The following is a 25,786-nucleotide window of genomic DNA, read 5'->3' on the forward strand; positions in this document are numbered from 1 at the left end:
GGGTGAGGGGCGTTATCGCCGGTTCAGGTGCTGATCGAGGGTGGCCAGGATGTCGTCGACGGGGCCGAAGGTGATCATGGCGGTAGTTCCGCCCGCGATCTCGCCGCGCAGCGGGGAAAGGGCGTCGTGGGCCTGTGTGGCGAGTGAGGCGTCTTGGAGCAGGATCGCCGTATGCGCGTTGACGGCCCAGAGCGAGTCGTACAGGTGGTCAGCAGGGGGTGTGGGCAGGAGGGCGGCGGCCTGCCGGGCCGCTGCGAGGTCGCCGCGGGCGAGGTCGAGGAGGGGTTGGACCCAGGGCCGGTAGGGGCCCCAGTCGAGGTGGGGGTCCGTCGGCGCCGGACGTCGGTGGCGCACGCGGAGTGACAGGAGCGCGAGCGGGAAGATGCCGGCTTCCACCCCGGGCATGCCGGCGCCGGCGAGGTCGGTGGCTACGGTGCGATAGGCGTGAGCGACCTCGGCGGGGTCGTTCGACCGTTCGGCCAGCTGCATGGTCCGGAAGGCAGCGGTGAGGACGTGAACAAGCGGGGTCTCGTGGACGGTGGCGAGCCGCTCGGCCGCCACGACGTGGCGGTGCGCGGTCTCGGTGTCGCCGCGCGCCGCGCAGACCTGGATCTTGATCAGGTGGCCGAGGATCTCGAACAGCGGGAGATCATGCCGCGTGGAGAGGTCGATGAGGTCGTCGGCAACCATGTCGCGTTCGCCGGTGCGCCCTGGGTGCTGGAAGGACTGCACGAATCGGGCGTTGAGCGCGAGTGCCAGAACGTTGGGGTCGTGCAGGTCTCGGGCAAGTTGTTCGGCTTCGGTGGCCGCCTCGGCGGCCCAGCGGTCTCGGGTTCCGCGATGCTCCAGCGCGATGGTCGCCAGGAGACGTGCTCGCAGGGCGGGTGGAGCCCCTGGGCCGAGGCGGTGCAGCGTGCGTCGCGTGGTCGCGACCAGGGCCTCGGACCGTCCGGGATCGTCGGCGCGTGTCCAGATGGTGGGGACGTCGTACTCCGCGATCACGCGGGCCGTGAGGCCGGGGTCTCCGGTCCGTTCCGCTTCCGCGGCTGCCGCGGCGCGTTGCTCCTGGGCCAGTACCAGGTTGGTGCCTCCGGTGACCGCGGCGGCCCTGGCCACGGTGCTCATCGAGCGCAGCCGGGTGTAGGTCCCCGTCGCCTCCGTGCGTGTGAGCAGGCGCAACCGGTCCTCGTCCCGGGGCGTGGGCGTGAGGTGCGCGGCGTGCCGGAGGATGTCCCGTTCGAGATGGTCGAGACTGTCCGCCGATTCGAGTCCGAACCGATCCAGCAGCCTGGCTCGCGCGGCCCGCAGCGAGGCCAGCGCGTCGACCTGACGTCCGGCTTGGTAGAGCGCCTGGGCCAGCAGCACCCAGGCATGCTCCCGCCACGGGTGTGCGGTGGCGAACGTCTCCAGCTCCGGGACGAGGGGCGCGCCACGCCCGAGGTCGAGCACCGCCCGGGCGCGCAGCTCGACGGCTTGACGGTGCAGTTCTGCCAGGCGGGCGCGCTCTGATGTCAGCCAGGACGAGGTGTCGAGGTCCGCGTACGGCTCGCCCTGCCACCACGAGAGCGCTTCGCTCAGCGCACGGGCAACCTGGCCGCTGGGTCCGTCGCGCGTGGCCCGAAGGGTGTCCTCGAAACGGTGGGCGTCGACGTGTGTCCGTGGAATCCGTAGGGCGTATCCGGTACCGACGGTCTCGATGACGTGTGAGCGGCTGCGCGGGGGACGATCCGGTTCAAGGGCTCGGCGCAGCTCGGCGACGAAGGTGCGGACCGTCCCGGCCGCGGTGGGCGGGGGGTCCTCCCAGAGATCATCGACCAGCACCGCTAGCGGCACGGCCCGGCCGCCGGCCGCGACCAGGCGTCCCAGAAGCTCGCGGCGGCGCCGGCTGCCGGCCGCTACAGGGCGGCCCTCGGCATCCCTGACCTCGATCGGTCCGAGCACCTTGACGAGGATCTCCATGCCCTCATTGTCCTTGGCCTCGGGCCACCACTGCTGATGCACTGCTGATCCACTGCTGACCCGGCTCCCCGATCCTCCCTGTTGTTCACGCGTTCGAGAGAGAGTGGCAACGATGGGCATCACCATTCCGGGGTTCGAGACCAGGTCGATCGGTGTGGCCGACGGCGTTGAGCTGACCGCGGCGGTCGGCGGAGACGGCCCGGCCGTCGTGCTGCTGCACGGCTTTCCGCAGACCCACCTGATGTGGCGACGTGTCGCTCCCCTCCTCGCCGAGCACCACACCGTGCTCTGCCCCGACCTACGCGGCTACGGCGCGAGCAGCAAGCCGGAAGCGGTCACCGAGGACACCTACGCGAAGCGGACGATGGCCGCGGACATCGTCGGCCTGGCCGACGCACTCGGCCTGGACCGGTTCGCGCTGGTCGGGCACGACCGCGGCGCGCACGTCGCCTTCCGGGCCGGCCTGGACCACCCGGAGCGGATCAGCCACCTGGGAATCCTGGACATCGTTCCCACTCCGGACACCTGGAACGTCCTCCACGGGGTCAGCGCGGCGGTGGCCTTCCACCTGTATCTGATGGCCCAGCCGCCCGGTCTGCCCGAGCAGATGATCGCGGGCAGCGCCGACGCGTTCTTCGGCCACTTCCTCGACGTCTGGTCCAGGAGTTCCGAAGCGATCCCGGCGGACGTGCGCGCCGAGTACCTGCGCGCATGCCGGGACGCCGTTCCGTCGATCGTCGCCGACTACCGCGCCACGGCGACCGTCGACATCGCACATGACCAGGCCGACCTCGACGCCGGCAACCGGCTCGCCATGCCGGTGACGGTCGTCCAGCAGGACTGGGGCCGACAGCTGGGGTTCGACGCCGCCGCTGTCTGGCGGCCGTGGGCCGCCGACCTTCAGCACTTCACCACCCAGGCGGGCCACTTCATGGCCGAGGAGGCTCCCGAGGACATCGCCACGCTGATCCTGAACCTGGTGAAGCGGTGATCACCCCCGGACGGCCGGTGCCGGCCGCACTCACCGGCGGCCCTGACACGCTCCGTGCGAGGGTGCCGCGGTGACCGACACCGGATCTGCCGTCGTGTCATCCGGCCGCCTCGCAGACTCCGAGGTGGTCGGGGTGACCATGCTGACCGAGGTACCCCTCGCCGACCGTGCGGGAAGCGCCCGGCGGCAGCGTGTAGCACAGGCCGGTGGCACCGTCCTGGTAGACGACCATCACCCCGACCGTTTCGGCGCAGTTGCTGGCGGCGCTGGTGTACCGCCAGCTCTCGTACATGGCGACACAGGCGGGGGCCGGCTCAGAACTCTCGGACCCCGCGAAGGCCGGTTCGGCAAGGGCGAAGGGGAGGATCAAAGAGATGACGGAACCTGCCGTCCGTACGGACCAATTCATCCAACTCTGCACTGACTTGACTCCCTGACTCTCGAACGGAAGACGTACAAGCGGACGAAGAACCGGGCAAGAACGGCCCCTCATGTGTTCAGGTGTCGAAGGAATCAGGAGGCCGACCCGGACGCAAATCGCCTGCACCTGCCTTCGGACAGAGCGGTGATTGCATGGTGTGAACGACGGTTGCCCTGCGGCGAGGCAGCAGTGGCCGTGTCTGCCGCCCACGTGACGCTTCAACCATTTCAGCGCCATCCGGCGCGCTCGCTCCGTTCCTCCAGGCAGCGTGCCCGGTGCCGGTCGGAACTCCCGGGCGTCTGCAAGCGAAGTGGCGCAGCGACGGCCCGCCCTCGACCGAAAGAGGCTGGACCGTCGGTCACCGGGTAGTCGAACTCCGAGGGGCCCGACGAGAGCAGGGCCCCCTGGCGAAAGGAGTGTCATGTCAGGAGTTCTTCAACGACTCAAGCAGTTCGCGCGCAGTCCGCAGGGGCGGCGCACGATCGAACAAGTACGCCGTACCGCGGCCGATCCACGCCGCCGAGCCCAGGCCCAGCGGCTCCTCGGCAAGCTGCGCGACCGCCGGTCCGCGTCGGGCATGTGACCTCGCCGAGGATCCTGCCGGCTTCCGCGGAGGCGTTCAGCGCGGAGGCGTTCAGCGCGGGGGCGCCCAGGTCGGTGTCCAGGTTCCGGCGGTGTCGTGGCCGGACGGGGTGACGGCGAGATGGGCGTGGAGGGTGGCCAGGGCCGGGTGGGGGTTGTCGCGGTGCCAGAGGAGCGAGTGCGGGTAGACGGGCGTGGGGTCGGTCACCGGGATGCGGCGCAGGCCGTGGCCGGCGGGCCAGACGAGGCGGGTGTGCTCGCCCATGAAGGTGGCCAGCGCCGGGGTGTCGGCGACGGTGTCGAGGAGCGCGTCGGAGCCGAAGTTGGGGCCGGTCGCCTCGATGGTGAGGCCGAACTCGGCGACGAGGTCGTCGTAGTAGGCGGCCCACTCGGTACCGGGGACGATGCCGGGCATCCAGATCCGGTGCCCGGCGAGCTGGGCGAGGGACACCGACCGGGCGCCCGCCAGGGCGTGGCCGGGACCGGTGAGAAGCTGGAGCGGTTCGTCGAGCACCCGGACGGACTCGATGTCCTCGGGTAGGGGCTGGCCGGGCGCGCCGACGGCACGGAAGGACGCGTCGATCGCCCCGGAGCGGATGGCGGCCACGGCCGTATCGATCTCGAACAGCATCAGCACGTCGAGGTCGATCTCGGGGTGCGCGCGGTGGAAGCCGCGCATCAGGCCCGACGCCGCGCCGCGCGAGGCGATGATGTCGACCCGCAGTGGACGGCGGCCGGTGCGCACGGACGCGGCCGCGCGCTCGGCGACGCGCAGCAGGTCACGGGCGTGGGGCAGGAACGCCTGCCCGTCGATGGTGAGCTGGGCGCCTCGCGCGGTGCGGGTGAACAGCCGCACGCCGAGGTTGCGCTCCAGCGCGGCGATGCGCTTGGAGACGGCTTGCTGGGTGACCGCCAGCTCGGCGGCGGCCTCCTGGAACTGCCCCGCGTCGGCGGCGACGACAAAAGTCCGGACGGCGTCGAGGTCCATGCCGACACCCTACGGCCACAACCATTGGTTGTGCGCGACGGCCCTGTGGTTGTTTGATCCCAGGCCCTGGCGCTCGCTTTGATGCATCCGATCGCTGATCGGTTGTGCGGGTGAGTGGCGAAGGGCATGGGGCATTGGGAAGCGGGCAGCCGCTGCGACATCTGCTCGGGCATCGGCTCGGGCATCGGCTGGGGCGCCGGTTCGGGTGGCTCTGGGCGGCGTACGGGACCAGCGCGCTCGGTACGTGGCTCGCCTTCGGCGCGTTCCCGCTGATCGCCATCCGGGTGCTGCACGCCGGACCGGCCGAGGTCGCCGCGCTCTCCTCGGTGGGGGCCGCGGTGGGCGCGGCCGTGGCGGTGCCGCTCGGCCCGTGGGTGGAGTTCCGCCGCAAGCGGCTGGTGCTCGTCGCGATGGATCTGGTGCGGTGCGCGGCGCTGCTGACGATCCCCGCCGCGTTCGCGCTCGGCGTGCTCACCTTCCTTCAGCTCCTGCTGGTCTCGGTCGTCGTCGCGGCGGCGGACATCACCTTCCGCGCCGCCTCCGGTGCGTACCTGAAGACGCTGCTGCCGGCCGAGGACCTGCTCGTCGCCAACGCCCGGTTCGAGTCCACGGCCTGGACGACCACCATCATCGGACCACCACTGGGCGGCGCGGCGATCGGGCTTCTCGGTCCGGTGGCGACGGTGGTGGCCGACGCGGTCAGCTACCTGCTCTCGGCCCTGGGCATCCGCGCGACGGGCAGGCACGAGCCGCGGCCGGAGCACCGGAAGGCGGCGCGCATGCGGGCCGGGGACCTGCTCGACGGCTGGCGGTACATCCTCGCCGACGCGGCGCTGCGTCCGCTGTTCCTCAACACGGCCCTGTTCAACGCCCTGGTGATGGCCACCCAGCCGCTGCTGACCGTCCTGATGCTCGGCCGGCTCGGGTTCTCACCGTGGCAGTACGGCCTCGCGTTCGCCGCGCCCTCGATCGGCGGGCTGCTCGGTTCCCGGCTGGCTCGACCGTTCGTCACCCGGTTCGGGCAGCACCGGGTCCTGGTCGTGTCCGGGGGGCTGCGCGCGATCTGGCCCGTCGGCCTGGCCTTCCTCGGGCCGGGCACCGGAGGGCTGCTGCTGGTGATCGGTGTCGAACTGGGGCTCGTCTTCTGCTGCGGGGTCTTCAATCCCGTCCACGCCACCTACCGCCTTGAACGCACCGCCACCGACCGGGTCGCCCGCACGCTGTCCGCCTGGGCGGTGACGGCCAAGGCTACGACCGCGCTGCTGACGGCCGTCTGGGGCCTGCTGGGCGGCCTGCTCGGCCCGCGTACGGCCATCGGCCTGGCCGGCGTGCTCCTGCTGGCGACCCCGCTGCTGCTCCCCCGCCGCGCGGCAGCGCCTCTCCCCGAGCCGGCCCCGGCACCGAGCCGCACATGACGGGCCGCCCCGGCCGTCACCGCGAGCAACGGTCGGCCAGGGCGTCCATGACGAGCTGGAGGTTGCCGTAGACGGCGAGGACGGGGGTGGCCGATGGTCTCCGAGAAGAACTGGATCACGCCCGTCGACCCTCGCCCCCACGGTCGTAGCGCCTGAACCGCGTCAGAGGCGGTACATGATCGCTGTGTGGTCGGCGGAGGCCAGTGAGCAGGACATGACGGCTTGCCCTCCCGCACCCCGAGGGCAAGCCCGCCACCACTGGCTGTGGGCGGCGGTCCGGGAAGAGTGCGTCGGGCTCCGGCAGCCGCCGGCCACCCGCTGCTCCCCTCTGGTTCAGGTCACGCTGCGATCGGGCTTCGCCGCGCGGTGAGGGCGCACTGGAGGGTGAGCGAGTCGACCAAGATCGATTGTCAGTGGTGGGTGAGACAGTAGGAGCATCCAGTCGGAAAGAGGGGGAGCCGCCATGTCCGGTAACCAGAACTACATCAATCACGTTGCCCTTGTGCTGGATGCCAGTTCGTCCATGTCGCACCTGAGCCGCAAGGTGGTCGAGGTCGCCGACCAGCAGATCGCGTATCTCGCCCGCCGATCGAGGGAACTGGACCAGGAAACCCGTGTCACGGTGTACGTCTTCGCGGACAAGGTGGAGTGCGTCATCTACGACAAGGATGTGCTGCGGATGCCGTCGCTCAAGCAGCTGTACCGGGTCGGTGGGATGACGGCGCTGCTGGCGGCCGCCCTGAAGTCACAACGTGAGCTGGCGCAGACGGCTCAACTGTACGGCGACCACAGCTTCCTGACGTTCGTGCTCACCGACGGGCAGGAGAACGCGAGTCATCGCTGCCCGGACGCTCCTGCCAGGGACCCGCGTGAACTGGTCGAGGCCGTGGCCACAATGATCGAGACGCAGCAGGACAACTGGACCCTGGCCGTCCTTGTGCCGGACCAGATGGGCAAGCGCGAGGCCATGCAGTGCGGCTTCCCGAAGGACAACATCGCCATCTGGGACGCCACGAGCACACAGGGTCTTGAGGAGGCCGGGCAGGTCATCCAGCAGGCCACCGAGAAGTTCATGGTGGGCCGCGCCCAGGGCATCCGGGGATCGCGGACGGTGTTCTCCACGGGCGCGGAAGCGGTCAACAAGGACACCATCAAGGCAGCCGGCCTCACCCCGGCGGATCCGTCGGAGTACCGGCTGATCCCGGTGACCCGTGACGCGGCGATCCGGGAATGGGTCGTCGAGAGCGGGCACACCTACCGCACCGGTGGTGCGTTCTACCAGTTGAGCAAGACGGAGAAGGTCCAGGCGCAGAAGCGGATAGCGGTGCTGGAGAAGAAGACGGACCGGGTGTACACGGGTCCCGAGGCCCGAGCCCTGCTCGGTCTCCCGGACGTCGAAGTCCGCGTCAAGCCGGACCACAACGACGACTTCACGATCTTCGTACAGAGCACCAGCGTGAACCGGAAGCTCGTACCGAACACTCGACTCCTGCTGATGCTCTGACACTCGCCCAAGCGGTGTTGCCCGCTGTAACGCAGCGGGCAACACCGTCACAGACCGGTGGGTATTGCGCCCTCAGCGCCAAGGGTTCACCTGAAAGAGCGGGCGAACTGTCCGATGAGAGTGGTGGCGATCGGAGGTTGAGCCTCGTCGGCGGCGCGTGACAGGCTCGTGCGCCGTGCAGGTACTTCGGCGAGGCCTTCGACCGGCCGTTCCCCGAGCCTCTGGCGCGGTGGGACGATTCCGTGGGGCCCGGCGCCGACATGTGGGCGGCCGAGGACGAGACGCGGGAGGAGATCATCGACCGCTACCGTCGCGTGTGGGGGCACTCGGACGCGACGATCAGCGCCCTTGCCCTTGACTCCGCCGGCTATGTGCCTTGGTGGCCCCGCCCCCATGTGAAGCTCTTCAACGTCCTGGTCCACATGCTCACCGAGACCAGTCGGCACGCCGGACACGCCGACATCCTGCGCGAGCAGCTCGACAACTCGACGGGAACAACGGCTGGTTCCGCGGCCCTGCCGTACGACGCGGCCTTCTGGGAGGCCCGCCGTGTGGAAATCGAGCGGGCTGCCAAGGCCGCCGTCGCCAAGCCCCGTCATGCTGGTTCAGCCGGCACGCGGACTGACCTTTGACGCGTGACGTCGTGGTCCTCAAGGTCGGTGGGGTGCCGTGCGGTCGTGGGTGGTCAGGTGGTGGGTGATCAAGGCGGTGATGGCGGGGGTGACCGCGGTCGTCTCCGGGCGCCAGCCGGGGACGGCGTTCACCTCGCAGATGGTGTGGGTGTCCGGGGAGGTGAACAGCAGGTCGACTCCGGCGATGTGCAGGCCGAGGGTGTGGGCCGCTCGTACGGCCAGGTGTTCTGCTTGCGGGTAGCGGCCCGTGCACACGGTGGCGGAGCCGCCGTTGGCGATGTTCGCGGCGAGAGCGTGGTCGTGGGAGGTGTGCAGGACGGCGGCGATGGGTTCTCCGCCGACGACGATGACGCGCAGGGTACGGCCGTGGGAGGGGGCGATGTGCTCCTGGAAGAGGAACGGTGTCTCCCGGGTGAGGCTGCCGGCAATTTCGCGCAGGAGGCGGGGATCGGGGGCCAGGAAGACCTGGGCGCCTTTCGCCCCGTTGACGCTCTTCACGACGCACGGGGTGGTGAGGTGGGGGCTGCGGACGACACCTTCGAGAGGGGCGGTGGCGTACGAGAGGGTGTCGGGGACCGGCAGTCCGGCCAGGGCGAGTTCCTGCAACTGCCAGATCTTGTTGCGGGACCTCAGCTGGGCGTCGAGGGGGTTGACGAGGGTGCTGCCCATGCGTTCGAGGTGGCGCAGCAGGGTGACCTCGCGGTCGTGGTCCATGGGGCCGGCGACCTGGCGCACGCACACGACCTTGGGCGCGGGCAGGTCCGTGCCGCCCAGGGTATGGAGCGTCAGCCGGCCGTCGTGGATGCCGAAGACAAGTTCGTCGGTATGCCAGAGAGCGAAGCGGGGGCCGTAGGCGGTGGCGAGCGCTGTGGCGAGTTCCTGGGTGGAGCGGCGGAGTACGGCGGGGCGCTGTCGTACCAGCATCCATACGTCGGCGGCGGCGACCGGGGTGTCCGGCTGAGCAGGGTGCTGGTCGGTCACGGTGGCTCCTCGCCGTGTTCGTCGCCCGTCGACCGGCGCCCGCTCGGGTGCCGGCGCGGTCAGTCTCCCAGTGTTCCTGATCACGTCCCATTGTTCTCGTTGATCCGCCACTCCGGTCGTACGAGCGCCGGTGACGAACGGGGCGGAGGAGAACCTCTCCCCCGCCCCCTCCAGGTCGTGCGGCAACCACGCACCGCAGCAGCCTGAGGCCGCTCCCCCGGCCGTCAGGCTCGGCAGCGCAGCATCTCCAGCGGTGGGTACTTGTGGAAGTCCGCCCAGAAGTCCTCGCCGAACTCACGGATGCCGGCCTCGGACACCTGCAGCGGAACCCACTCCACCGCACTGAACCCGGTCGCCCGCAGACAGTCCTCGTAGACCTCGCGACGCGGGGCCGAGGAGACGATGGTGATCGGCTGGGGGTCGATGAGAGCGGTGACCCGCACACGCGTGCCCGTCTCGATCTCCTCGCCGGCCGGTTCGCAGAGGAACCCGTACTTGTCCAGGGACGGGTTGTCGAACTGGTAGTCGGGCTTCTGGGCGAGAACGAAGAACTCTCCGCCCGGCGCCAGGTTCTGGCGGATGTTGCGGCACATCCGTTCCATCGTCGCGATGTCCTCGGCGTAGTTGAGGCACTGCACGCCCAGCGCGATGTCGAAGCGCCGCTCAAGGGGCGGCAGCTCGGCCACGTCACCGACCTCGTAGCGCACCCCCAGCGGGTCACGCTGCTCGATGTCCCGCGCGGCGGCGATCATCTCGACGGAGATGTCGACCCCGAGGACATCCGTGGCGCCGCGCCGCTTGAACTCCCTGCTGTAGAACCCGGTGCCGCACGCCAGGTCGAGAACGGACTTGCCGCTCACGTCCCCGACCAGGCCCAGGAAGCTCGGTACCTCTCCGTAGCGCGTCAACGGGAGGGCCTTGAACCCCTCGAACGCCTCGCCGATCTCGTCGTACTGCTGCACGCTCACGTGCTGCCCCCTCGTGTGTTCCGTCCTGTACGCGGCTGTACCGGCCCTCCGAACCCGGAGGCTCGCCGGGGCCGCGGTCGTGGCAGAGAGTCTTCCTCCGCGCGGTCCGGCAGCCGTACTGGCAGATGCCACGAAGAAAGGGGCCGGGTGAACCGCCGATCACCCAACACCGCCGCGATCGTCACTTCATATGTCACCGGTCCGGCCGCTGGTGTCCCGGCGTCGGTCCCGGATCTCAGGGCCCTGCCGGCAGTCGGCTGACGTGCAGCCGTTCGTGTCCCGCGTTCCGCTACGCCCCTGGACCAGGAGGTTCCCGAGGGCGGTACGTCGGTGCAGGACTGCTCGTCCCACGCGGACCGTGGTGACCAGGCCCGCGGCCCGCAGCGCTGCGGTGTGGGCGGAGACGGTGGCATTGCTGACGCCGAGCCGTCGGGCGAGCCGGCTGGTGGTGTGCTCCTCCGAGAGCTGGAGCAGTAGGGCGACGCGGGTCCGTCCGAGTACCCCGGCGAGCGCGTCCTCCGTGTCGCTCGCACCGTCCGGTGAGAGCGGCAGGCCGGGGCCGGCGGAAGCGGTAACGTACAGGGGGTGGCCGGGCAGGTCGGCGATGAGGGGATGTCCGGGACCGTGGAAGGTGGGCACGAGCACCATGCCGCGGCCGCGCAGCTCGATGTGCTGGTTCCAGGGGGCCGGCAGTTCCCAGATGTCCTGGTGCAGTCGGCCGGCGGGGACGAACGCGGTGAGCGCGGCGCCGAGGCCGTGCTCGGCCAGGGTCAGGGCGTGACGGGTGAACTCCGCCTGGTGCAGGTCCCGCACCACCGGCCACACGGGGCGCAGGAGGGTTTCGAAGGCCGTGTGCTGGGCGCGTCGTAGGAGTTGCCAGGCCTCGGCATCGCCTCGGTGCAGTGCGCGGATCCACAGCGGAGCACGGGACACGCTGGTGGCGTAGACCCGCTCGATCTCCGAGCGCACCAGTTCCGGGGGCGAAGCCCGGACGGTGTCGAGTCCTTCCGTGAGGCTGTCGCTGAACACGTCGATGAACCTGGGTGCTTGCCCGAGGGGCACCAGGTCCGCCAGCGGCAGGACCGCGGCGGGCAGGGATCGCAGCGCCCGCCTCCTCCAACGGCCGTGGAGCGCCTCGTTGTCGGCGCCGGTCATCCTCATCAGGGCGGTGTTCAGCTCCTGCAGGGGCGCCGGCCGGGGAGCGAACCGGATCCGGGTGAAGTCCGCGGCCGTGAAGCGAATCCGGATCACTACTCTCCTCCAGGTCACCGCGCCATCGTTTCGGACTGTGCCTCAACCTTGGCCCGTCCTCCCTGTGGGGCGCCAGCATGCAGGTCGTGCCCTCGTCAGGCAGGCGAGGCAGGCACGGCAGGCACAGGGCCTGCGGCACAGTGACTGAAGGGGACAGAGATGGCGTGGACGAGGCACGGTGGCAGTGAGCGGGATGACCGGGCCCGCGTGCTCGGGCGAGACCTCGGCGGCCCTGTCGGGGGCGAAGGTGCTGCCGGATGGGACCGGCGGACCGTCACCAAGTCGGCCCTGCTGGCCACCACGCTGCTGTTCGCCGGTGGCGGTGTCGCGCGCGGTCAGGGGGTGAGCGGGGGCGGCGTCGTCCTGCGGCTGCCGGCGCCGACCGGCCCGCACCGGACCGGAGTCACCAGGCTGTACCTGGTCGACCGGTCCAGGAACGACCCGTGGCAGCCCGAGATTCCGGTTCGGGAAGTGATGGTCACGGTGTTCTACCCGGCCCGTGCCGTCCGTGGCTACCCTGTCGCGGCGCAGATGACCCAGGGAGCCGCCGAGTTGTTCGGGGTGATCGACGCCTCGGTGCACCGCTTGCCGATGGCCGGCGTGAACTGGGCGGCGACCATGACCCACTCCCACCTGGGGGCACCCGCGCAGGCGGGGCGGCGACCGGTGCTGCTGTACAGCCCGGGCGGCCTCGACCCGCGCACCCTCGGCACCGGGCTCGCCGAGGAGCTGGCGAGCCGCGGCTACGTGGTGGTGGCCATCGATCACCCCGGGGATGCCAGTGAGGTGGACTTCCCCCACGCGATGCGGGGAAGGCGCAGGGTGCGCGAAACCGTCTTCCGGAAGGATCCCCGGGAGGACGCGCAGCAGTTCCGCACCATGATCGGCACTCGGGTCGCGGACACCCGGTTCGTGCTGGACCAGCTGGAAGAACTGGCGGCCGGGCGCGATCCCGACGCGGCGGGACACGTGTTGCCGCAGCGCCTCGGGCGTGCGCTGGATCTGCGGCGGGTGGGGATCTACGGCCACTCGGCCGGCGGCACCACCGCGGCCGAGGCGATGTACGAGGATCGCCGTATCGACGCCGCTGTCAATCTGGAGGGTTACCTGGACCACGCGCCGCCCGCACCCGGCCAGGAGGGGAGGCTGCTCCCGGTTGCCGAGCACGGCGTGGACCGGCCGCTGCTTCTGTTGCAGACCGAGGGCTTCGCCGGCAGAACGGCGTTGGAGCGTTCCTGGTCCGCCCTGTCGGCGCACCCTCGCGGACGTGTCTGTCGAGGGGTGATCGGCAATGCCACGCACCGGGTGTTCACCGATTACGCCGCCATGGCGCCGCAGTTGCAAGCGGTGGGGCTGATGGCCGCCGAGAGCCGGAACGCGTTGGTCGGCGCGATCGATCCGGCCACTGCGGTGCCGACCGTACGCCGTCGGGTGTTCTCGTTCTTCGCCCGGCACCTGCCCGTGTGACCGCCCACCGCCAGGGTGGTCGTTTCCGGCCGCCCTGACGGTCCTGGTGCCCAGGGCGTGTTCAGGAAGGAGCGGGCGAGTCGATGGAGCCCTGGTCCTTGGGGACGGTGAGGGCTCCGGGGCATGCGGGGTCGATGACCACCACGGTGAAGGGGCCGTTGCGCGGAGGGACTTTCTGGTCCAGCCGCAGGGCCTTCACAGGGCGTCCGACGCAGGTCGCGGGGAGCTGTGCGGCGATGTCCGTCCCCGCGTCGACGGTGACGGTCGCGGCGGTGGCCGGTTTCCGTTCCGCGTCCTGGGTCGGGCTCTTCTCGGATGCTCCTGCCGGCAGGACGTAGGCGTACAGGGTGCCGCCGGCGAGGGTCAGCAGGGCGCCGGCAATCATCAGCAGACGGGCGAGGCGGAAGGTTCCCCGCATCTGCATCATGGCGGACTGGACGAGGAGCACCGCCCGGTGGAAGAAGTAGGTGTCGAGTCGTGTCTGTGTGGCGGCCAGATTGTCGCCTTCGGGCGCGGGGTCCTGGTCGGCGGCGGCCGGGGCGGGCGGAGCGCTGCCCGTGGCGGCGGGGAGGCGGACGTCCGTCGCCAGCCGGCGGGCCTGCCGGGCGCGTTCGTCCGCGGCGGCGGCGTACGCGGCTGACTCCCGCTGGATCCGGTCGGCCAGCTCGTCGGCCAGTCGCTGTTTGTTGGGGTTGGTGTCGCCGAGTTTGCCGACGGCGTCGGCCTGCTCACGGAGTTCCGCCAGCGTGGCGAGGTGCGCCGACACCGCACCGTCCAGGGTTTTGAGCACGTCGTCACGTCGTGCCGCCGCCGTCGCCTGCACCAGCCGGGCCTTCTGCAGTTTGCCCAGCTCGCTGATCAGGTCGGAGATCTTGTGCATGCCGGGGCCGAGATGCGCTTCGTGCTCGTTGCCGGTGAGCATCGAGGCCAGCTGGATCTCCGCGCGGCGGCGCGGCCCCATGTACCAGCGAATGGTCCGGTTCTTCATGGCCGGCTTCAGGCGCTGCTCCAACGCGCCGAGACTGGCGTCGAGTGGTTCGGGGACGAGCGATGCCGCCCAGATGGCGAGCCCGATCCCGAGCGCCGCGCAGCCGAGCCCGATGCCCATGAGCCAGACGTCGCCCCCGGTGATCCTGCCGATGTTCGAGAAGGGAAGCGAGCCGAAGAGGACGAGGCCGACGACGGCGAAGGCCGCGAGGATCCAACGGCTCGTGGCCTGGTAGCTGCGCTTGGCCTGGCGGGCCTGGCTCAGCAGTCCACCCGGGTCGAGCACCTGGTCCGCGGGGGCGGGCTGCTCGGTGGCCTCCGCCGACGGCGCCTGCCCGATCAGGGCCCGCGCTGCCGTGAGCAGCTCCGAGGTGGCCTTCAGCGCCGCTGTCCCGGTCGCAGGTGTGGTCATGCCGTTCCGCCCATCTGTCGACAGGACTGGGAATATGCCCAAGGGAGGTGCCCGCCGCGTCGGAGCCGCACCGCCGCACATGTCACCAACCGCCTGCTTGGCGGACCCCAGCGGTCCCGGAGTCGCGTGGTCCCGTGGCCCCGTGGCCCCGTCGTCCCGGAAAATCATGTGACGCGTGGCGAGCGAGCCTCGACAATCCACGCGTGGCCACCATGAACCTCGACCGGGCTGAACGCGGCCCCTCCCCCCGACCCTCCCTCTCCGCGCTGGCAGGCCGTACCTTCGGTGCGATCCCGCCAACGGCACTGGTACTGCTCGGCATCGTCAGCGTCCAGGTGGGCTCGGCCTTGGCCAAGCACCTGTTCAGCGCGGTCGGCAGCTTCGGCACGGTCTCGTTGCGGCTGTTCTTCGCGGCGGCGGTGCTGATGCTGCTGTGGCGGCCGTCGCTGCGCATGGATCGCCGTGCGTGGGCTGTAGTGCTCGGCTACGGTGTGACGCTCGGCCTGATGAACCTGTGCTTCTATCTGGCGCTGGCCCGGATCCCGCTGGGTATCGCGGTGACCATCGAGTTCCTGGGGCCGCTGGCGGTGGCCCTGGCCGGGTCGAGGCGCTGGCTGGACGTGTTCTGGGCCGGGCTCGCGGCAGGCGGTGTGGTCCTGCTGATGGAGGGACGCGGCGACCTCGACCTCGTCGGTTTTCTGTTCGCCGTCGCCGCGGGGACGTTCTGGGGCCTGTACATCCTGGTCGGCGCGGCGTTGGGCCGCCACACCACGGAAGGCAACGGTCTGGCTCTGGGAATGGCCGTCGCGGCACTGGTGGCTGTGCCCTTCGGCGTGGCCGACAGCGGAGCGGCGCTGATGCAGCCGTGGGTCCTGGTCGCGGGGCTCGGCGTGGCACTCTTGTCGTCCGTCATCCCGTACTCGCTGGATCTGGAAGCGCTACGCAGGATCCCACCGCGGGTGTTCGGCATCCTGATGAGCCTCGAACCGGCGATGGCGGCCCTCATCGGTCTGGTCGTGCTCCAGGAGTCGCTGCGATGGTCGCAGTGGATCGCGGTGCTGTGCGTGGTGGCGGCATCGGCGGGCGCCGCACGCGGGGCCCGGCCGGATGTGTGATCGCCGGCTGGTTCCCAGCCGCCTTGTCCTGCAGTTCGGGCCGCCCTCCGGGGCAGCCTCACCGCCGCCACGCTCGCCTCCGCCTCCGCCGTGGCCACCACGCACGGCCTCCGAGTCTGCTGTTCACCCTCCGTCCGTGTCGTACGGCGGTGACGGTCGGTTCCAGACGGCGTCGAACCGGCTGACCAGCCTGCGGAGTTCGCGTGCACTGCGAGGTGAGATCGCCTGCGTCACGGTGTCGAGGAGAGCACGGGCTTCGAGAGGACTGCCGCAGCAGTACCAGTGCGCGTTGCCCCACTCGTAGTCGTGCCACAGCTGCCTCTCGGGAAGGTGGACGTAGTCCTTCCACAAGCGCACGGCTGCGCTGACGTCTCCTGGCTGCAGATAGTTGCGCGTGTACTCGAGGCGGCGGATCTCGGACAGTGCGCGCGCGGACAAGCCGTCGATGACTGGCTTCGTGTCGGAAGTCCGGCGGCGTGGTGTGCCGGTCCGGAGATGTCCTGGCCGGCTACGCGGCATGGGCCTTTCGGTTCGTCGTCATGCCGCACATGATGCCACGGTCTCGAACGACGTCTCGAACGGGATATCAGCTCTTCTTTCGCTCCGAAGGCACCCCGTCCGTGCCGTAGACCGTAGAGCTTCGCCGAGACGTCCACATGGGCGAGCCTGCGCAGCGCGCTGAACACCGCCCACGCGGCCACCATCTACGCCACCGCCCTGGGCGGAAGCGGAACCAGCCGCACATCGGGATCGACGCGCGCGGAGCCGGCACGGTGGCGCACACGATCCACAGCGGAGTCCACGGGACCACCCTCAACAACTCGGCTCCCGGCTCGCCGGCGGACGTCGACCTGGCGGCCGCGCGGGCAACGGGGGATCTCGACCAGGTGGACCGTGAACGGTCAGCGGGACGGTTCGACTCCCCAGGTGGCGGCTCGGGCGGCGGCGGCCGCGCGGTTGGGGAGGTCGAGCTTGGCGAGGATGTGCTCGATGTGAGTGCCGACGGTGCGCGGTGTGATGTACAGCCGCTCGGCGATCTCCTTGTTGGTGCGGCCGGTGGTCAGTTCGGCGAGCACCTGGAGTTCCCGCGGCGTAAGTCCGCCGGGCGGCGGGCCCGCGCCGCCGTCGACGGCTCCGGTGAGGGCCTCGGTGAGCAGGGTGACCACGGCGCGCGCCGGGTCGGGTGAGCGCCGCGGCCGGCGGAGGCTGACGTTGAGCATGCCGACGTACCGGCCGTCGGCGGCGAACAGGCACTGGGCCACGCCGTCCTCGATGCCGAGAGGGGACAGCACCTCCTGGAAGCCCGGGGATGCCGCCAGGAGCTGCCGGGGCACGTCCCCGAGCCAGAGACCGCCCCGGGCGGGGCTGCGGAGCACGGCGAACACCGGGTCGTGGTGGAGGCGGGTCTCGATGTAGGCCGTGGCGTCGTCCGGGTAGCTCCCGGCCAGCGTGGTGTGGCGTCGGCGCAGCGGATCCCAGCGGGCCAGGGAGGCGTGGTCGTACTCCATCACCTCCGACAGCGCCGTCAGGACCGTGTCGACGCCGGTCGCGCCGCTCGTGGCGCTCCTGGCGGCCGCACGGACGTGGACGGCCGCGTCCAGGATGTCCGCCGTGCTCCGCTGCGCTGCCATCCTCCAAGGATGATCTTGTGCCCGGAAGACGTCAATCGCGATGGGCGTCGTACACGACCTGCCCGTCCACGACCGTGAGGACGACGGGCATCCCTGGGATGTCGTGGGGATCGGCGGTGAGCAGGTCCCCGTCGAGCACGCAGAGGTCGGCGGCCTTGCCCGGCTCCAGGGAGCCCTTCCAGTCGTCGGCGAAGTCCTGCCAGGCGGCGTCGATCGTGTACGTACGGATCGCCTCGGCCAGGCCGATGCGCTGCTCGGGGCCGCTGACCCGGCCGGCGGCCTTCGACTCGCGCAGCACCATGGTGGCGACGCCCTGGCGCCAGTCCGGGTAGGTCACGGGGGCGTCGGACCCGCTCGCGACCCGCACGCCGGCGTCGAGGGCGGCGCGGTACGGCCATGCGTACGCGGCTCTTTCGGCGCCGACGAACTCCTCCTCCATGTCGGCGACGGTCCACTTGATGGTGGGGTTCATGTTGACGCCGAAGCCGTGCGCGGCCAGCACCTTCATGCTGTGCCCGGTGAGGAAGTCGCCGTGGATGACGTAGTGGCGGGCGTCGGGCCGCGGGTGCCCGGCCACGGCCGCGGCGAAGGCGTCCGCGACGGTGTCGACGGCCCGGTCGCCGGTGACGTGGACGCCCAGCTGGTGCCCGGCCGCGTGGGCCTGCCGGATCATGGCGTCGATCTCGGCGACCCGCTCGGCGTCCGTCTCGCCGCCGACGCACAGGGAGCCGCAGCCGCCGCCGACGTACGGCTCGTGCATCCAGGCCGTCCTGTTGGGGACGATGCCGTCGGCGAAGATCTTCACCCCGTGGATCGCGAGGCGGCGCGGATCGGCGCCGCCGGACTCGCCGACCCAGCTGAGGGCGCTGAGGGCGGTGAGAGCGCGGGTGAACTCGTCCGCGGTGCTCGCCATTCCGGTGGGCAGGAGCAGGACGCCGACGCGGGCGGTCAGTTCTCCGTCGGCCAACAACTGGCGGTAGACATCGAGGGTCTCCGCGCCGAGCGCGCCCCGCATGATGCCGTCGCCGCCGGGGCCGAGCCCGGGCTCGGTGTAGCTGGTCACGCCGAGCCGGGCGAGCGTGGCGAGGGCCGCTCTGATCGCGTCGGTCCGTTCCTGCCGGCTGAGCGGCGGCAGCGCGTCCTGGACGACGGCTTGCGCGCCCTCGTGGAGCAGCCCGGTCGGTTCCCCGGCCTCGTCCACGACGATGGTCCCGCCGGGCGGCGCGACGGTGTGCCGGTCGATCCCGATCAGCTCCAGTGCCTTGGAGTTGACCCAGGTGGCGTGCCCGGAGAAGGAGTACAGGACGACGGGGTGGTCCGGGCTCACGGCGTCGAGGTCGCGCCGCGAGGGCAGCCGTGACGGATCGGAGACGCACTCGTGGAGGTAACCGGTGTCCCAGCCGTGCCCCGTGATCCACTGCCCGGCCGGAACCCGCCCGACGGCCTGCCGTACCACCTCGGCCACGTCCGCGAGGGAGGACACGGCGGGATGGCCGAGGTCGAGGGAGAGCGGCGGCGTCGCCATGCCGAAGGCGCACCCGTGCAGATGGGAGTCGTTGATACCGGGAAGCAGCGTCGCCCCCCGCAGGTCGATGACGCGGGTGCCGGGTCCGACGAGCGGCGCGACGTCGTCCCGCCCACCGACGGCGCTGATGGTCCCGCCCGTCACCGCCAGGGCCGAGGCGACGGAGAACTCCGCATCGACCGTGACCACCCGTCCGCCGAGAAACACCAGGTCCGCATACGCATCCACAGAAGGTCCCTTCGAAAACCGGGGGCACGACGGCCACCCGCGAACGATCTCCCGAGGACTATGACCGCGCGCCCGCCCTCCGCACATCGGTCATCCCACCGATACGCGTTCTCCCCGTGACAGGCCTCACGAGGACCTCCCTCGGACGCTTCCTGGAGGGCTTGGCGACCCAGCCGAGGCAGCTGGGTCGTCGTCGGACTCCGGTGACGGGACGAACGCGCCGGGCACGTCGTTCGGTGCGTCGATCTTCTTCTCACCGGGGTACGGCCGCGTCCAGTGTTCCGGGTGCCGGGTGAACACTTTGGCCTTCCACACTCGATCTCAGCTGAGGAGTGCCGAAGGCGTCGAGCGGGCCACGTACGCCAATCCGTCATACTCACGCATGAGCACCGTTGAAGCCATGGAGAAGCGGTACGTCACGCGCGGCACACCAGCGCCAAAGGACCGCATGAACTGCGGGCTCTCCAGCCACTGGGCGACTGCGGGTCGGGCCCGGCCGGCGCGGAGGTCGATCATGTGGTCCTGGGGTGTGGCCGAGGCCAGCCGGGCCTCGACGGAGCGAGGACCCGCCGCACCGATGGTGTGCTTCCTGGGCGGTCGTGTCGCGGAGTTTCCGGGTCGGGCGCGGAAGGCCCCCTCTCCGAACAGCAGGCCCAGGGCGTAGTACCGCTCACCGTAGTGGTTCCTGAGGTGCTGCCCCATGGCGGGTATGCCTCGGGCGTAACAGTCGGTACAGACATGGCCGTTGTGGGCCCAGACGGCCACCTTTCCGGCGGATCCCTCCTCCAGGGAGATCACTTCCTGAGCCATGTACCGGTCCCGGGCGGCCAGTGCGCCCGGCTCCTCACCCTCGCCGCGCGGCGGCAGGGAGGCCACGTCGGCCGCGGCCACGATCCTGCGCGCATGCCTGAGTGCCTGATCGACGGCCGCGTCTCCGATGCGCGAAGCAAGTGGGAGACGCTCTTCCTCGAGGAATCGCTCCAGGTCACGAGCCTCGCCGAGGAGTTGGGGGCGCTGGGCCCCGAGGGAACCCGTTCGGGCCTCCGCCAATGTGCCGAGCAGGCCGCCGGTGATGTCCGCCCGTTCCGGTGCCAGCGTGCGCAGCATGCCGGCCAGCGCCGCCAGGGAAGGGCCGCATCGCTGGGGGTCGATGCCCACGAAACGTACGGCCTGGTCCTTGGGAACCGTTCGGTTGTGGTCGCGCATCCACTCGACGACGTCGAGCATTTCCCGGGTCCGCCATGTCCAGAAGCCGAGACCGACCACGGCGTCGGCGGCATCACCGGTTCCGTGCAGCACGTAGTCGTCGACAGCCTGGGCAGCCGATGCACTGGCCTCCATGGCCAGGGCTGTGAATCCCATCTCCTCGACGAGGAAGCGCAGTAACCGGTGTTTGAGCCGGAAGAACTCGGCTGTTCCGTGCGTCGCTTCCCCCATCCCCAGAACACGCACGTCGCGCAGGACCTCGCGCAGCGGCTCCAGGTCAGCGTGGCCCGGGTCCGATGCCTCGGCGTGCGGGCTCTTCAGTGGCAAAGCGTTCTCTTTCAGCCATCGTTGCACTTCCTCGGTCATTGTCATTTCCTCTCGCGCCGCCTGTCGGCCTAGGCGAGGCTAGCCTTTATGCGATCACGCCCGAGCGGGCCGCGCGTATTTCGTCCGAGAGTTCCGCCAGTCAAAAAGGGTGCGAAGTCCGCCTGGGGAAAGGGCGACATACATGTCCCACCGGGCAGCCATGACGTGGTGGTGGTCGGCGCCCGGCGCCGGTGCCTCCGGGGCGAGCGCGCGGCGCGGGTCGGCCTAGCGGTGCTCTCCGGCGCGGACGCGCCCGGTATCGGCGTCAGCGGCGGATGAGGCCGAGCTGGGCGGCGGTGGCGACGGCGGCGGTGCGGGAGTCGACGGCGAGCTTGGTGTAGATCCGGGCCAGGTGGGATTTGACCGTGCCCTCGGTGAGGTGGAGGCGGCGGCCGACGGCCTGGTTGGACAGGCCCTCGGCGACCAGGGCGAGGACTTCCGTCTCGCGCCGGGTCAGGGCGGTGCCGGGTGTGCGCAGCCGGTTCATGAGGCGTTCGGCGACGGCCGGGGCCAGGGTGGTGCGTCCGGCGGCGGCGGTGCGCACGGCGGCGGCCAGGTCCTCGGGAGGGGCGTCCTTGAGGAGGTAGCCGGTGGCGCCGGCCTCGATGGCGGGCAGTGTGTCGGCGTCGGAGTCGTACGTGGTGACGATCAGCACGCGCGGGGCGCCCGGGCGGGCGGTGATCCGGGCGGTGGCCTCGGCGCCGTTCATGCCCTTGCCGAACTGCAGGTCCATGAGTACGACGTCGATGTCGCCCTGGGCGGCGCGGTCGACGGCCTGCTCGGCGGTGGCGGCTTCCGCGGTCACCGCGAGGCCGGGTTCCGTCTCCAGTACGGCGCGCAGTCCGGCGCGGACCACGGGGTGGTCGTCGGCCAGGAGGAGACGGATGGGGGTGTCGGTCACGGGCGGGCCTCGGGTTCGGTCTCGCTGGGCGGGGTCAGGGGCAGCCGGGCGGCCAGGGCGGTGCCGTGGCCGGGGGCGGATTCGAGGGTCAGGGTCCCGCCGAGCGTGTGCACACGGGTGCGCATGGCGGCGAGGCCGAAGCCGCCGCTCTCGGGGCCGGGGGCGGGCAGTCGGCCGGGGTCGAAGCCGGTGCCGTCGTCGACGATGTCGAGGGCGACCTGGTCTCCGAGGTAGCTGAGCGTGATATCGGCGGTGGTGGCGCGGGCGTGGCGGACGGTGTTCGCGACGGCGGACTGGGCGATGCGCAGCAGGGCGACCTCGTGTTCGGTCGGGAGCGGGGCCGGGTCGCCGGTGAGGTGGAAGCGTGCGGTGAGCCGGTGGCGGGTGCCGGTGGTGTCGCAGAGGCGTTCCAGGGCGTCGGCCAGCGTGGTGCCGTCCAGGGCGGGCGGGGTGAGGGCGGCGACGAAGCGGCGGGCCTCGGCGAGATTGTCCACGGCGGCCTGGCGGGCCGCCTCCACGTGGCGGGTGGCGGCGTCGGGCCGGTCGGGGAGGGCGCGTTCGGCGGCACGCAGCAGCAGCTGGATGCTGGACAGGCCCTGGGCGAGGGTGTCGTGGATCTCCCGGGCCAGACGTTCACGTTCGGCCAGGACACCGGCGGTGTGCTGGGCCTCGGCCAGGTCGGCGCGCGTGGCGGTCAGCTCCTGGATCAGGCGTCTGCGCTGTTCGCTCTCGCGGTACAGGGCGTCGTACCCCCACACCACCGCGACGGCGACGGCGGCCCCCAGCGCGGGACCGATGGCCATGGCCGGGCTGAAGGAACCCTGGTGAGCGGCGAAGGCGGCGATCGCGGCGAGCGCGGTCACCGCCACGGCGGGCAGGGCGGTGCGGCGGGACAGCAGGTGGAGCTGGAGGAAGTACAGCGGGAAGGCGACCCACACCCCGTCCGCGGTCAGCGCCAGCAGCACCAGCCATACGGCACCCACGGCGGCCAGCCACCAGGCGGCGGCCCGCCGGGAGCGGCGGATCCGGGGCAGCAGCGGCCCGGCCGCGTACACCAGCCCGCACACCGCCGCCACGGCGACGATCAGCCCGGCGTGCGGTCGCCCGTCGGCCACGGCCCGGACGCCGGCCAGGGCGAGCAGACCGACGGTCAGCAGGTGCAGGCACCAGGCCAGGGCACGGGTGGTCGGGGTCGGGGCGGGGACGGTGGTGGTGTTCACAGTCCTTCCAGCCTAAGGATGGAGACCTCCTGGTGGCCTCCATCGAAAGTTGGAACCCGCAGGTCGCCTTCCGATCCGAGAACTGCCGTCCGTCGCCGGACGCCCGCGCTGGGAGCGGCGGCGAGGGTGGAGGCACTCCGCTTCCACCAGCGGAGAGCATCCCGCTCCCCCGCTGGGGAGCGCTCCGTTTCCACCCCGGAAAGGACAGGCCGAGGCCGTGTTCGTCGCCTGGAGAGATCTGAAGTTCGCCAAGGGGCGGTTCGCCCTGATGGGAACCGTCATCGTGCTGATCACCCTGCTGGTCGGGCTGCTGTCCGGACTGACCGCCGGGCTGGGCCGGCAGAACATCTCCGCGATCAACGGCCTGCCCGCCGACCGGATCGCCTTCGCCGCGCCCGGTGACGGTCAGGAGCTGTCGTACGGCGACTCCACCGTCACCGAGGGACAGTGGCAGCGGTGGGCCAGGACTCCCGGCGTCACCGGCGCCGAGCCGCTGGGCATCACGACGACCAGGGCCACCGCCGGTGACCACAGCGCCGGGGTCTCCGCCTTCGGCGTGGAGCCAGGCTCCCGACTCGCCCCCGCCGGCGCCAAGATCAAGGAGCGCGCGGTGGTGCTGTCGGTTCCGGCCGCCCAAGCGCTCGGTCTGAAGCCCGGCGACGACGTCACCCTGGCCGGGCAGCGGCTGACGGTGGCCGCCGTCCAGGGCGATGCCTCGTTCAGCCACACCCCGGTCATCTGGACCAGCCTGGACGTCTGGCGGAAGACCGCGCCCCCCACCGGCGGCGGCGAGGTTCCGACCGCGACCGTGATCGCTCTGAATACCACCTCGGCCGTCGACGTGCAGGCCGCCGACGAGGCCGCGGGCACGAGGACGGTCCCGAAGGCGGACTCGCTGCCGGCCATCGGCTCCTACGCCTCCGAGAACGGCTCCCTGCAGCTCATGCGCGGCTTGCTGTTCGTCATCTCCGCCCTGGTCATCGGCGCCTTCTTCACCGTGTGGACCGTCCAGCGCGGCAGCGACGTCGCCGTCCTGAAGGCCCTCGGCGCCTCCACCGCACACCTGCTGAGAGACGCCCTCGGGCAGGCGGTCGTCCTGCTCACCGGCGGCACCCTGCTCGGCACCGCCGTCGCCGCCGCCGTCGGCGCCTTTCTCTCCGACTCGCCGGTGCCCTTCGTCCTGACGCCCGCCACCGTCCTCGTACCGGCCGCCGTGACGATCCTGCTCGGCGCGGTCGGGGCCGCCCTGGCCATCCGCCGCATCACCTCCGTCGACCCGCTGACCGCCCTGGGGAGCGCCCGATGAGCCTGCAGCTGTCCGACATCACCCTCACCTACCCCGACGGCGAGGAGCGCCTGACCGCCCTCGACCACGTCACCCTGGACGTTCCCCGGGGCAGCCTGACCGCGGTCGTCGGCCCCTCCGGCTCGGGCAAGTCCAGCCTGCTGGCCGTCGCCGCGACCCTCGTCGCCCCGGACGCCGGCACCGTCACCATCGACGGGACCACCACCACCGGCATGACCCGCGGCGACCTCACCGACCTGCGCCGCCACAAGATCGGCATCGTCTTCCAGCAGCCGCATCTGCTCCCGTCCCTCACCGCCGCCGAACAACTCCAGGTCATGGCCCACATCGACGGCCGATCCCCCGCCGGGGTCCGCGGCCGGGCCATGGACCTGCTCGACGCCGTCGGCCTCGCCGACCACGCGCACCGCCGCCCGCACCAGCTCTCCGGAGGGCAGCGCCAGCGCGTCAACATCGCCCGCGCCCTGATGAACGACCCGACGGTGCTGCTGGTCGACGAGCCGACCAGCGCCCTCGACCACGAGCGCGGCGCCGCCGTCATCGACCTGATCGCCCGCCTCACCCGCCGGCGGGCCACCGCCACGGTGCTGGTCACCCACGACCGCGCCCACCTCACCGCCGCGGACCGGATCGCCGAAGTCCACGACGGACGCCTCCGCCCGTCGGCGGGCGCGGGGTGAGGCGGCGCGCGGTCGCCGCGCATCCGCACCGGCCCGCCGGCGCCGAGGCGTCGCGCGAGCCGCCGGTGCCCGGGGACCGGATACTGGTGGGGTGAGTGTTTCGCGCATCAAGCCTCACCTGCGGTGTCTGTACGGCAGCGGGTCCGACCTCGGGCATGTGGTGGCCGAGCGGGCGCTGGAACGCGCGGCGGGGGTGTCCGACGTAGCGCCGCTGCCGGTCGGCCCGCCGGTGCACGTCCTCGTCGTGCATACCGGGAGGTCGGCGGATCTGCGCTGGTCGGCGGACGGAACCGCCCGGCGTGAGCGGTTCCACGCCGGTGAGGCCCTGGTCAATCCCGCGGGATGGGCATCGCGGCCCCGCTGGCAGGACGACGTGGAGCTGCTGCTGCTCGGCATCGATCCGGCGTGGCTGGAGAAGCTGGCGGCCGAGAGCGGGGCCACGGGCCGGGTCGAGCTGGTCCCGCGGTTCCACTTCACCGATCCGCTGCTCAGGATGCTGCTGGAGCGGCTGGTGGCCGAGTACACGGGCCCCGGCCCGGCCGACCTGCTGTACGCGCAGTCGCTGGCGCAGGCCGCCGCCGCGATGATGCTGCGTGTCGCGGGCGAAGGCGGCAGCGTGCCGGTCCGTGAGGGCGGGCTGTCACCGCGTCGGCTGACCGAGGTCGTGGACTTCATGCACGCGAATCTGTCCCGGCGGGTCACGCTGGCGGATCTGGCGGCGGTGGCGGGGGTCAGCGAGTCCCACTTCACCCGCGCCTTCAGGACGTCGACCGGCCAGTCACCGCACCAGTACCTGACACAGCGGCGCCTCGACCACGCACGGCGTGAACTGATGCGGACCGACAGGCCCATCGCGGAGATCGCGACGGAGGCGGGTTTCTCCGACCAGAGCCATCTGACCCGGACGATGCGGCGTTACGAGGGGACCACCCCACGGATGCTGCGGGACGCCGACGGCGGCGGCCGACGCTGAGGACAGCGGCCGGCACCGGCGGGAGCGGCCGACGCTGACGGCCCGTGCTCGACGTGGTGAGCGGTTCGTTCCAGCGG

23 protein-coding genes are annotated in these 25,786 nt (G+C 71.3%); 10 read left to right on the forward strand and 13 right to left on the reverse strand.

Annotated elements, in window-relative coordinates; translation table 11 throughout:
- Positions 1-12: 12 nt before the first annotated feature.
- On the reverse strand, positions 13-1,959 hold the full coding sequence (locus ACZ4U1_RS02110) for a BTAD domain-containing putative transcriptional regulator (RefSeq protein WP_467898470.1): 1,947 nt from the start codon (positions 1,957-1,959) through the stop codon (positions 13-15).
- A 112-nt stretch (positions 1,960-2,071) separates the two neighbouring features.
- On the opposite strand from ACZ4U1_RS02110, the gene ACZ4U1_RS02115 reads away from it, so the two are divergent.
- Positions 2,072-2,950: an alpha/beta fold hydrolase gene (locus ACZ4U1_RS02115; RefSeq protein ID WP_467898473.1), complete on the forward strand. Its 879-nt coding sequence runs from the start codon at positions 2,072-2,074 to the stop codon at positions 2,948-2,950.
- Positions 2,951-3,047: 97 nt separating this feature from the next.
- On the opposite strand, the gene ACZ4U1_RS02120 is transcribed toward ACZ4U1_RS02115, so the two are convergent.
- Positions 3,048-3,794 carry a hypothetical protein gene (locus ACZ4U1_RS02120; protein WP_467898475.1) on the reverse strand — a complete coding sequence of 249 codons (747 nt, stop codon included), beginning with the start codon at positions 3,792-3,794 and terminating at the stop codon, positions 3,048-3,050.
- On the opposite strand from ACZ4U1_RS02120, the gene ACZ4U1_RS02125 reads away from it, so the two are divergent.
- On the forward strand, positions 3,793-3,954 hold the full coding sequence (locus ACZ4U1_RS02125; protein ID WP_467898477.1) for a hypothetical protein: 162 nt from the start codon (positions 3,793-3,795) through the stop codon (positions 3,952-3,954). The two genes, ACZ4U1_RS02120 and ACZ4U1_RS02125, sit on opposite strands and share 2 nt — an antisense overlap.
- A 51-nt stretch (positions 3,955-4,005) precedes the next feature.
- Here ACZ4U1_RS02125 and ACZ4U1_RS02130 read toward each other — a convergent pair whose 3' ends face one another.
- A complete protein-coding gene (locus tag ACZ4U1_RS02130) occupies positions 4,006-4,941 on the reverse strand; it encodes a LysR family transcriptional regulator (RefSeq protein ID WP_467898480.1) in 936 nt (311 codons plus the stop codon).
- 134 nt (positions 4,942-5,075) lie between these two features.
- Between ACZ4U1_RS02130 and ACZ4U1_RS02135 the strand changes: the two genes are divergently transcribed.
- The 3 genes from ACZ4U1_RS02135 (at position 5,076) to ACZ4U1_RS02145 (ending at position 8,492) form a co-directional block, all read left to right on the forward strand.
- On the forward strand, positions 5,076-6,356 hold the full coding sequence (locus tag ACZ4U1_RS02135; protein WP_467898482.1) for an MFS transporter: 1,281 nt from the start codon (positions 5,076-5,078) through the stop codon (positions 6,354-6,356).
- A 463-nt stretch (positions 6,357-6,819) separates the two neighbouring features.
- Positions 6,820-7,860, forward strand: coding sequence for a vWA domain-containing protein (locus ACZ4U1_RS02140; protein ID WP_467898485.1), 1,041 nt, complete (start codon positions 6,820-6,822; stop codon positions 7,858-7,860).
- Positions 7,861-8,081: 221 nt separating this feature from the next.
- Positions 8,082-8,492 (forward strand): mycothiol transferase, encoded by a 411-nt coding sequence (locus ACZ4U1_RS02145; protein WP_467900032.1) that lies wholly within the window; start codon positions 8,082-8,084, stop codon positions 8,490-8,492.
- Positions 8,493-8,510: 18 nt separating this feature from the next.
- Here ACZ4U1_RS02145 and ACZ4U1_RS02150 read toward each other — a convergent pair whose 3' ends face one another.
- From ACZ4U1_RS02150 to ACZ4U1_RS02160, 3 genes are all read right to left on the reverse strand, one after another.
- Positions 8,511-9,473 (reverse strand): RimK family alpha-L-glutamate ligase, encoded by a 963-nt coding sequence (locus ACZ4U1_RS02150; protein ID WP_467898488.1) that lies wholly within the window; start codon positions 9,471-9,473, stop codon positions 8,511-8,513.
- Positions 9,474-9,697: 224 nt separating this feature from the next.
- Positions 9,698-10,441: a class I SAM-dependent methyltransferase gene (locus ACZ4U1_RS02155; RefSeq protein WP_467898491.1), complete on the reverse strand. Its 744-nt coding sequence runs from the start codon at positions 10,439-10,441 to the stop codon at positions 9,698-9,700.
- A gap of 186 nt (positions 10,442-10,627) precedes the next feature.
- Positions 10,628-11,692: an ArsR/SmtB family transcription factor gene (locus tag ACZ4U1_RS02160; RefSeq protein ID WP_467898493.1), complete on the reverse strand. Its 1,065-nt coding sequence runs from the start codon at positions 11,690-11,692 to the stop codon at positions 10,628-10,630.
- Positions 11,693-12,034: 342 nt separating this feature from the next.
- On the opposite strand from ACZ4U1_RS02160, the gene ACZ4U1_RS02165 reads away from it, so the two are divergent.
- Positions 12,035-13,159, forward strand: a complete 1,125-nt coding sequence (locus tag ACZ4U1_RS02165; protein ID WP_467898496.1) for an alpha/beta hydrolase family protein — start codon at positions 12,035-12,037, stop codon at positions 13,157-13,159.
- Between the two features lie 61 nt (positions 13,160-13,220).
- On the opposite strand, the gene ACZ4U1_RS02170 is transcribed toward ACZ4U1_RS02165, so the two are convergent.
- Positions 13,221-14,558 carry a hypothetical protein gene (locus ACZ4U1_RS02170; protein WP_467898498.1) on the reverse strand — a complete coding sequence of 446 codons (1,338 nt, stop codon included), beginning with the start codon at positions 14,556-14,558 and terminating at the stop codon, positions 13,221-13,223.
- A 212-nt stretch (positions 14,559-14,770) separates the two neighbouring features.
- On the opposite strand from ACZ4U1_RS02170, the gene ACZ4U1_RS02175 reads away from it, so the two are divergent.
- Entirely contained in the window at positions 14,771-15,673 is a 903-nt protein-coding gene (locus tag ACZ4U1_RS02175; RefSeq protein WP_467900034.1) for an EamA family transporter, read from the forward strand.
- A gap of 123 nt (positions 15,674-15,796) precedes the next feature.
- On the opposite strand, the gene ACZ4U1_RS02180 is transcribed toward ACZ4U1_RS02175, so the two are convergent.
- From ACZ4U1_RS02180 to ACZ4U1_RS02205, 6 genes are all read right to left on the reverse strand, one after another.
- Positions 15,797-16,111: a hypothetical protein gene (locus ACZ4U1_RS02180; protein ID WP_467898501.1), complete on the reverse strand. Its 315-nt coding sequence runs from the start codon at positions 16,109-16,111 to the stop codon at positions 15,797-15,799.
- 464 nt (positions 16,112-16,575) lie between these two features.
- Positions 16,576-17,304, reverse strand: a complete 729-nt coding sequence (locus tag ACZ4U1_RS02185; RefSeq protein ID WP_467898503.1) for a helix-turn-helix transcriptional regulator — start codon at positions 17,302-17,304, stop codon at positions 16,576-16,578.
- Between the two features lie 31 nt (positions 17,305-17,335).
- Positions 17,336-19,057 carry an amidohydrolase gene (locus ACZ4U1_RS02190; RefSeq protein ID WP_467898505.1) on the reverse strand — a complete coding sequence of 574 codons (1,722 nt, stop codon included), beginning with the start codon at positions 19,055-19,057 and terminating at the stop codon, positions 17,336-17,338.
- A 321-nt stretch (positions 19,058-19,378) separates the two neighbouring features.
- The gene (locus ACZ4U1_RS02195) at positions 19,379-20,629 is read right to left on the reverse strand and encodes an erythromycin esterase family protein (protein ID WP_467898507.1); all 1,251 of its coding nucleotides are present in this window, start codon (positions 20,627-20,629) and stop codon (positions 19,379-19,381) included.
- A gap of 265 nt (positions 20,630-20,894) precedes the next feature.
- Positions 20,895-21,530 carry a response regulator gene (locus ACZ4U1_RS02200; protein WP_467898510.1) on the reverse strand — a complete coding sequence of 212 codons (636 nt, stop codon included), beginning with the start codon at positions 21,528-21,530 and terminating at the stop codon, positions 20,895-20,897.
- A complete protein-coding gene (locus tag ACZ4U1_RS02205; protein WP_467898513.1) occupies positions 21,527-22,750 on the reverse strand; it encodes a sensor histidine kinase in 1,224 nt (407 codons plus the stop codon). The genes ACZ4U1_RS02200 and ACZ4U1_RS02205 overlap by 4 nt, the downstream gene beginning before the upstream one ends.
- Positions 22,751-22,967: 217 nt before the next feature.
- Between ACZ4U1_RS02205 and ACZ4U1_RS02210 the strand changes: the two genes are divergently transcribed.
- The 3 genes from ACZ4U1_RS02210 (at position 22,968) to ACZ4U1_RS02220 (ending at position 25,709) form a co-directional block, all read left to right on the forward strand.
- The gene (locus ACZ4U1_RS02210) at positions 22,968-24,056 is read left to right on the forward strand and encodes an ABC transporter permease (RefSeq protein WP_467898516.1); all 1,089 of its coding nucleotides are present in this window, start codon (positions 22,968-22,970) and stop codon (positions 24,054-24,056) included.
- Positions 24,053-24,736, forward strand: a complete 684-nt coding sequence (locus ACZ4U1_RS02215; RefSeq protein ID WP_467898519.1) for an ABC transporter ATP-binding protein — start codon at positions 24,053-24,055, stop codon at positions 24,734-24,736. Before ACZ4U1_RS02210 ends, ACZ4U1_RS02215 begins: the two co-directional genes overlap by 4 nt.
- Before the next feature lie 91 nt (positions 24,737-24,827).
- Positions 24,828-25,709 carry a helix-turn-helix domain-containing protein gene (locus ACZ4U1_RS02220; RefSeq protein ID WP_467898522.1) on the forward strand — a complete coding sequence of 294 codons (882 nt, stop codon included), beginning with the start codon at positions 24,828-24,830 and terminating at the stop codon, positions 25,707-25,709.
- Positions 25,710-25,786 lie beyond the last annotated feature (77 nt).

The organism is Streptomyces sp. NPDC028928 (assembly GCF_055564915.1).